8 protein-coding genes and 1 pseudogene are annotated in these 6863 nt (G+C 67.9%); 3 read left to right on the plus strand and 6 right to left on the minus strand.

Translation table 11 applies throughout. The features are described 5' to 3' along the window. Both ACTIIH_RS15635 and ACTIIH_RS15640 read right to left on the minus strand, forming a co-directional pair. Positions 1–321 (minus strand): annotated as a pseudogene (locus ACTIIH_RS15635) (MFS transporter); the annotation flags it as partial. Positions 322–342: 21 nt separating this feature from the next. After that, positions 343–480 carry a hypothetical protein gene (locus ACTIIH_RS15640; RefSeq protein ID WP_441452766.1) on the minus strand — a complete coding sequence of 46 codons (138 nt, stop codon included), beginning with the start codon at positions 478–480 and terminating at the stop codon, positions 343–345. A gap of 215 nt (positions 481–695) precedes the next feature. Between ACTIIH_RS15640 and ACTIIH_RS15645 the strand changes: the two genes are divergently transcribed. Beyond that, positions 696–1154, plus strand: coding sequence for a Rieske (2Fe-2S) protein (locus ACTIIH_RS15645; RefSeq protein WP_441452767.1), 459 nt, complete (start codon positions 696–698; stop codon positions 1152–1154). A gap of 66 nt (positions 1155–1220) precedes the next feature. Here the strand turns inward: ACTIIH_RS15645 and ACTIIH_RS15650 are convergent, their stop codons facing one another. From ACTIIH_RS15650 to ACTIIH_RS15665, 4 genes are all read right to left on the minus strand, one after another. After that, the gene (locus tag ACTIIH_RS15650; protein WP_101554439.1) at positions 1221–1451 is read right to left on the minus strand and encodes a hypothetical protein; all 231 of its coding nucleotides are present in this window, start codon (positions 1449–1451) and stop codon (positions 1221–1223) included. An 84-nt stretch (positions 1452–1535) separates the two neighbouring features. Next, a complete protein-coding gene (locus tag ACTIIH_RS15655; RefSeq protein ID WP_101554438.1) occupies positions 1536–1913 on the minus strand; it encodes a hypothetical protein in 378 nt (125 codons plus the stop codon). Beyond that, the gene (locus ACTIIH_RS15660; protein WP_441452768.1) at positions 1910–3070 is read right to left on the minus strand and encodes a serine hydrolase domain-containing protein; all 1161 of its coding nucleotides are present in this window, start codon (positions 3068–3070) and stop codon (positions 1910–1912) included. The genes ACTIIH_RS15655 and ACTIIH_RS15660 overlap by 4 nt, the downstream gene beginning before the upstream one ends. Before the next feature lie 86 nt (positions 3071–3156). Beyond that, positions 3157–3699, minus strand: a complete 543-nt coding sequence (locus ACTIIH_RS15665; protein WP_025779088.1) for an ArsR/SmtB family transcription factor — start codon at positions 3697–3699, stop codon at positions 3157–3159. A gap of 124 nt (positions 3700–3823) precedes the next feature. Here ACTIIH_RS15665 and ACTIIH_RS15670 point away from each other — a divergent pair, with 124 nt between their 5' ends. After that, positions 3824–4660, plus strand: a complete 837-nt coding sequence (locus tag ACTIIH_RS15670) for an HdeD family acid-resistance protein (protein ID WP_025779089.1) — start codon at positions 3824–3826, stop codon at positions 4658–4660. 35 nt (positions 4661–4695) lie between these two features. Then, positions 4696–6863 (plus strand): trehalose-phosphatase (gene otsB / locus ACTIIH_RS15675; protein ID WP_441452769.1); only part of this gene is annotated, 2168 nt, incomplete at its 3' end.

Genomic DNA, 6863 nt, shown 5'->3' on the forward strand with positions numbered 1-6863 from the left:
CCCGAGTCCGAGGCCGCCCATATTCGCCGCCGTGGCCAAGGATCCGGCGAGTCGTTCGCGCCCGGCGGGCGCGTTCTCGAGCACGGTGACGGTGGCGGTCGACGTGAAGATCCCCGCGGCCAGACCGGACAGGACTCGGCCGGTCAGCAGCAGGCCGATGTGGGATCCGATGAGGAAAAGCACCGCCGAGGCGATCGAGAAGATCACCCCGAGGCTGAGCACCGGCCGTCGACCCAGTCCGTCGGAGAGGCGACCGAAGACGACGAGCGCGCCGATGACCCCGACCACGTAGATTGCGAAGAGCTGAGTGGTGAATGCGGTGCCGAACCCGAACCGCTCCTCTTAGAGCGGGTAGAGGGGCGTGGGCAGGGTGGTGCCCTTCATGACGACGGTGAATACGTACACCGAGGCGGCCAGGCCCCATCCCGTCGCGATGCGCGGATCCGGGCGCCGCTGGTGTGCTGCCGTCTCGTCGGCCACTGCCGCGCCCCTTTTCCGGTTGAAATCGTCCCTCGCCGAGGCGGCCCACCGCACCCATCGCCGCCCCGATCGTCCGAGGACCGGTCTGGTGCCATTCGATCCTGACAGGTACCTGCAGGCGGTGAACCGACTGCGATTGTACGCTGGAACTTACGAGTCCATGTCTGTTGGCGGCATGGCGGATTGTGCGCACCCGCGAGAAGGAGCAGATTCCGATGACGACGACCCCGAGCAGCCCCGCCGAAGTCGAATCGACCGCAACGGCGGATCCGACCCGACGACGTGTGATGAAGACAGCGGGCGTGGCCGGAACGGTGGCGGTCATCGGCGGCTCGGTGGCGGCCACCTCGGCGTGTTCGTCCGACGAGGATGCGGAGCCGACCAAGGACTCGAGCCTGTCGGCCTCAGACGTGCCCGTGGGATCCGGCACCGTCATCGAGGACACCTACGTGATCACTCAGCCGAAGGACGGCGAGTTCTTCGCATTCTCATCGGTGTGCACCCACCAGGGCTGCCAGGTCACTCGCATCACCGAGGAGGCCATCATCTGCCCGTGCCATTCCTCGAACTTCTCGGTGACCACCGGAGAGGTGATCTCCGGTCCGGCCGAGGAGCCGCTGCCGAAGTACGAGGTCTCCGAAAGCGGCGGCACGCTGACCGTCAAGGGCAAGTAGGGCGCCTGCCTGGCCTCAGGCACCCGACCGGGCACAGTCGCCGGCCCGGGCTCAGGCGCACGAACCTCAGGAGTTGTCAGTGGGACCGGGTCTGTCTTCGGCGGCGGAATCCGCGGCGGATGAATCCGCGACAGGCAGGATCCAACCGAGACCCGTACCCAATGTGAAGCCGAGGATCAAGAACGGAATGGTCAGCGGTGCGCCCATGAGGAACCCTGCGATTGCACCGATGACTGCGCCGATGCCTGCGAACAGCCACAGACGCGAGTTGACACGAGAGTTTCCGGGCTGGCTCATACGACGAAATTAACCTCGAACGAAGACATGTGGGTCGCTGCTTGGTGAACTGAATGCGAAAAGTTCGTGCTGCAGTGCGGGCGCTCACCCGAGCATGAGCCCCGGAATCACGAGTGCACCGGCGATCAGCAGTGTCAGGACGCTCTCGATTCCGATGGTGGCGACCTCGGCCCGGCGAGCCTTTGCCTCCGCTGCTCGCCGCGGCAGATCCGGCCACACCAGGACAGTGCGGAATACGGCCGCGGCGCAGACGACCATGGCCGCCAGCCAGGCGTAGACGAACCAGTCAGTCCAACCGCCGAACGATGAGATCAGGCGGATCAGCAGCACGAACGCCGCCGCCGCGATGAGGCCGCCGAGAAGCCGCATCCTCGTCGCCGACCATGTCGCCCGCAGGGCCGAATAGGCCGCCCAGGCGACGAGTACCGCTCCCACCACAGCGGAGATGAGTTCGGAATTCATGATCGGGCTCCTGTGCGTTCGGTCGCTGAGGTCGTCGTTTCGGAGGCTGACTCTGTCCGGTCGGTGGCCGGCGCGGAGACCAGATCGGCGGCCGCGTCGACCCAGTTAGCGGAATCGGTCAGCACGATGATCCCCTGCTCGGACTTCGGATCGAAGCCGAGAAACGACCTGTAGCCGCCGGTGCCTCCGTTGTGCCAGGTGAGGTTCGGGCTGCGATCTGTCGTCGTGAACCAGGCCCAGCCGATCCGATCCGAATCGTCGAAGGCCTTGCGCGGGTGGCTCGCCTCGGCGCCGGGGGCACTTTCGTCGCGTACTGCCCGCAGCCAGATGGACATGTCGTGCGTCGTCGACCGGATCGCCCCGGCCGGTGCCGACCCGCCGAGCGTCCACGGTGCGGCGGGCAGTCCCGAGGCCGTGTATCCGTGGGACAGCCCCTCAGCGGAATCCGGGACGAAGGTCTCCTCCATGCCCAGCGGTTCCGTGATCCGCTCGCGGACGAGGTCCGTATAGTCCTGACCGGCCGCCTCGGCGAGGGCTTGGCCGAGGACGGCGAACCCGTAGTTCGAATACTCGGGTTCCGGTTCGCCGACCTCCACATCGTTGAGGCTCGCGACGATGTCCCCGGCGTCCCCGCGGTACGGGTCGGTGTGGATGTAATTCGACAGCACGCTCATCACTCCGTCTCTGAAGCTCGGAGTGGGTTCCTGGGAGGGCAGCCCCGACCGCTGCATCGCAATCGACTCGAGCGTCACCTCGGCGACCTTCCCGTCCAGGTCCGGCCAGACTTCGCCGAGGCGGGTGTCCGCCTTCACCTCGCCCCGGTCGATCGCCTCGGCGAAGAGCGCGGCCGTGAACGTCTTCGTGATCGATCCGATCTCGAACTCGGTGTGCTCATGGGCTCCGGTGCCCGCGAAAGTCACCTCGTCGCCGTCGACGCGGGCGGCCGCCACGTGCTGCCAATGCCGGCTGCCGAGTGCGTCCTCGAGCTCAGCCATGAGCTCGGGATCCCCGGTAGGCGCGCCCTGGAAACCGCGCGGCCACGGGGTGATCGCCGCGAGCACGGCGGCCGTGAGTGAGGCAGCAAGCAAGGCAATCCCCAGTCGCCGAGGCGGCCGTCCCGCGGCCGCAGATGTGCGGTGGTCGTCGGTGACGGTCATCGTTCCTCCTGGTCAGCAGGGGTGGAAAGTGTGGTGGTCGGGTACGGGTCGTGCGGTGGGCGATGGCTCAAGGACGCGAGGTTTCGTCAGTGTGTGCCGATGAGGACGAGGGTGAGCAGCGGAACGACTCGCTGAGCGGGCACCCGCCAGTGTCCGCGGCGGGCGCTCTCTAACCAGCCGGCGCCGGCGAGGGCATGCACATGGTGATAGATCTGCCCGGACGTGCCGAAGCGTTCGTCCTTGCCCAGCTCGGCCACGGTGCTCGTGCCCTCATAGATCGCCTGGAGCAGCTGCAGGCGGACCGGGTGGCCGAGGGCTGCCAGGGATCCGGCCGCCTCGGCGAAGTCGATCTGCGCCAGGCCCGCGCTGCTCAGGCCCATCTGCCACGCCACGGGACCGCTGCCGCCCGGGGGAGTCGTGTACCCGGTGTAGGTCACTCCGCCCTCCTCGCCGAGGTGGTCGACGAGCCCATGCAGCGCCCAGAAGGTCTCCGCGTCGCCTGGCAGGGCGGTCGCCGCTTCGCCTGCGGCGGGCCGCGGTGGCGCGATGGAGGCGGCCGCAGCCTCGAGTTCGGCGACTCGTTGTTCGAGGGCGGAGAGGCGATCGTCTGCCGACGGTGTCGATTCCATGCTTCGATAATACAACCAATACGTAATTACGTAAATACATGAGACGCAAAGAAGCGCCGCCCACCCGCGCCTGAGTCGACGCTGACCGGACAGACTCAGGCAGGCGACCTAGACTGGTGCCGTGATGAGTACCGAAGAACCGCGCACCGAATCCACGCCCCCGCGTAACGAAGCCGCCCCGCAGGCCATTGCCGCAGCGAGTCGGCTCGGCTGGCCCATGGTCGTGCGTGGAATCCTCGGCGTCGCCTTCGGCATCGTCACCGTCTTCTGGCCCCGCGACGCCGTCAACCCCGCGCAGCTGAGCCTGCCGACCGACGTCGTCGACCACTTGGCCATCGGCTACCTCATCCTCTTCGCCCTGGCCTTGGTCTTCCAGGCCGTGCGCTCGCCGTTGAACGTGCGCACCGCGATCTTCGGCCAGGCCGTCATCGCGATCCCAGCCATCGTCTTCCTCTTCCTCGCCGACCAACCGGCCGAACTGCGCGCTGCCCTGAGCATCTGGGCCCTGCTGCACGGTGCCCTCGAATTCTGGGCCCACCGGCAGCTGCGCTCCCAGCCCATGGCCTCGGACTTCCTCATCGCCTCGGGAGTCCACGTCCTGCTCGGCATCATCCTCGTCTTCGGCGACGGCATGGAAGCCCTGTCGATCCTCGGCTTCACCGGAGCGGCGACCCTCATCGCCGGCGTGATCTTCATCATCGGCGGCTACTCCCGCCTGAGCAAGGGCCGCCAGTTGGCGAAGCGCGGTGCCCTCCCCGAGGAGATCGACACCCCCGCCGAGGCGGCCGAGCCCGCCGACGCTGCCCCCTCGGGTGCCGCTGACGCCGCCGACGATACGAACTCGTCCGATGCCGCGGACACGTCCGACCCAACCGACGCCGCCGGCGAAGCCGATCGCACGGCCGATCCCGAATCTCCCGACGATCCGGACAGCGACACCCCAGTGAAGAAAGAGCCCTGACCGGCACCCGAGCCAACCGAGACACCAGAGGTGAGATGAGCACTGTCGAGCACGAGAGCGCAACCGAATCCCGATTGGCCACCATCGCCGCCTCGGTGAGGTCCTCCGAATTATTGGGCGACCTGGCCGAAGCCAGCAGAGCACTCGACCCCGTCCTCTTCCGGCGCCTCTTCGCGCTCTCCCGCTCCCCATCCCTGCTGGTGGCGACCGACTACGACGGGACGATCGCCCCCATCGTCGACGTCCCCAGCCAAGCCTTTCCCCTGGAGAGCTCGGTCGACTCACTGCGCGCGCTCGCCCTGCTGCCGTCCACCTCGGCGGGGGTGATCTCCGGTCGCAGCCTGCGCGACCTCGCGGCGATGTCGCGCCTGCCCAGGGAGGTCCACCTCTTCGGGTCTCACGGCGGTGAGACCGACACATTCACCATCGATACGCTCACCGATGAGCAGCGGGCGGTCCTCGCCGACTTCCGCGCCGACCTCACCCGCGCCCTGCCGCGCGACGTCATCGAGCACAAGACCACCGGTGCGGCCGTGCACCTGCGCGGACTCGACGAGGCCGGCCGGCGCGAGATAGAAGCCGCCGTCGAGAAGCTCGCGGCCGCCCACCCGATCCACCCCACCCGCGGCAAACAGGTCATCGACCTCTCCGTCGTACCGTCGTCGAAGGCCGATGCGCTGACTCGACTGCGCAGCCAGACCGGAGCGGAAGCCGTCGTGTTCATCGGCGATGACACCGCCGACGAATTCGCTCTCGAAACCCTCGGCGCCGATGACCTCGGGCTCAAGGTCGGAACTGGGAACACGCCCACACACGCCGACTTCCGCCTCGACTCACCGGACGAGGTCTCCACCGTCCTCGGCGCCCTGTTCGAACTGCGCAAGTCCTGGCTCTTCGGCCGTCGCGCCACCCCGATCCAGCGGCACAGCCTCATCGGCAACGGACAATCGACCGCGCTCATCGACCCGACTGGCAGCATCTGCTGGATGCCGCACCCGCTGCCGCACTCGGCGTCGATGTTCTCCGAGATCCTCGGCTCCGAGGCGGCCGGATTCTTCGCCGTAGCACCGGCCAACGGAGCCGCTCCGCTGACGCAGCGCTACCTCGGGAACTCGACCCTGCTCGAGACCCGGTGGGCCGGACTGAGCTGTGTCGACTACCTCGCACCCGTCGACGGGCACAGCGACGACACGATCGTCGTCCGCGTGCTCACCGGCGACACCCCGACCCGCATCCGGTTCGCACCCAGGCTCGACTACGCCACGGTGCCCACCCGCATGACCAGGACCGATGACGGTGTGGCGGTGCTCGGCACCGCGGAGCCGATCGAACTCCACGCCCCCGGAATCGACTTCGACATCGTCGAGAACGGCGACTCCCACACCGCCGAGGCGACCGTCATCCCCTCGCAGCAACCCGGCGGATCCATCGTCCTCGTCCTCGCCTGCGGGACCGGTTCCGGAGACGCCGGATATATGGCCACCGGCGGAGAGCATCATGTGCGCGAACGCGCCCTGAACTTCTGGACGAACTGGGTCGACTCGCTCACCCTGCCCGGCCACCACCGCGACGAGGTCATCCGGTCGGCGATCACCCTGCGCGCTCTCTGCCACGAACCCACCGGCGGAGTCCTCGCCGCCCCCACGACCTCCCTGCCCGAGGGCATCGGCGGAGTCCGCAACTGGGACTACCGGTACACGTGGCTGCGCGACGGATCGATGACCGTCCGCGCCCTGCTCGCCCTCGGCTCCACCGGTGAGGCCGAAGGATTCCTCTCCTGGCTGTCGGGCATCCTCGCGCGCACGGTCTCTCCCGAACAGCTCCATCCGCTCTACGCCGTCGACGGTTCGGCCCTGACCACCGAGGCGGTGCTCAACCACCTGCCCGGATACGCCGGATCACGGCCGGTGCGGGTCGGCAACGCCGCCGAACACCAGGTCCAACTGGACGTGTTCGGCCCGGTCACGGAACTCCTCGACGAACTCAGCGACCACCTCGGCGAGCTGCCCGACGATTATTGGACGCTCACCTGTCAGATGGTCGAAGCCGTGGGCAAACGGTGGTTCGAGGCCGATCACGGGATCTGGGAGGCCCGGCGCGCACCGAAGCACAACGTGTACACACGCGTGATGTGCTGGGTGACGGTCGATCGGGCGCTGCGGATCGCGGACCGGTTCGATCGGGAGCCGCCCGGTGCGTGGCG

This window comes from Brevibacterium sp. (genome assembly GCF_052105255.1).
Lineage (GTDB): Bacteria > Actinomycetota > Actinomycetes > Actinomycetales > Brevibacteriaceae > Brevibacterium > Brevibacterium linens_B.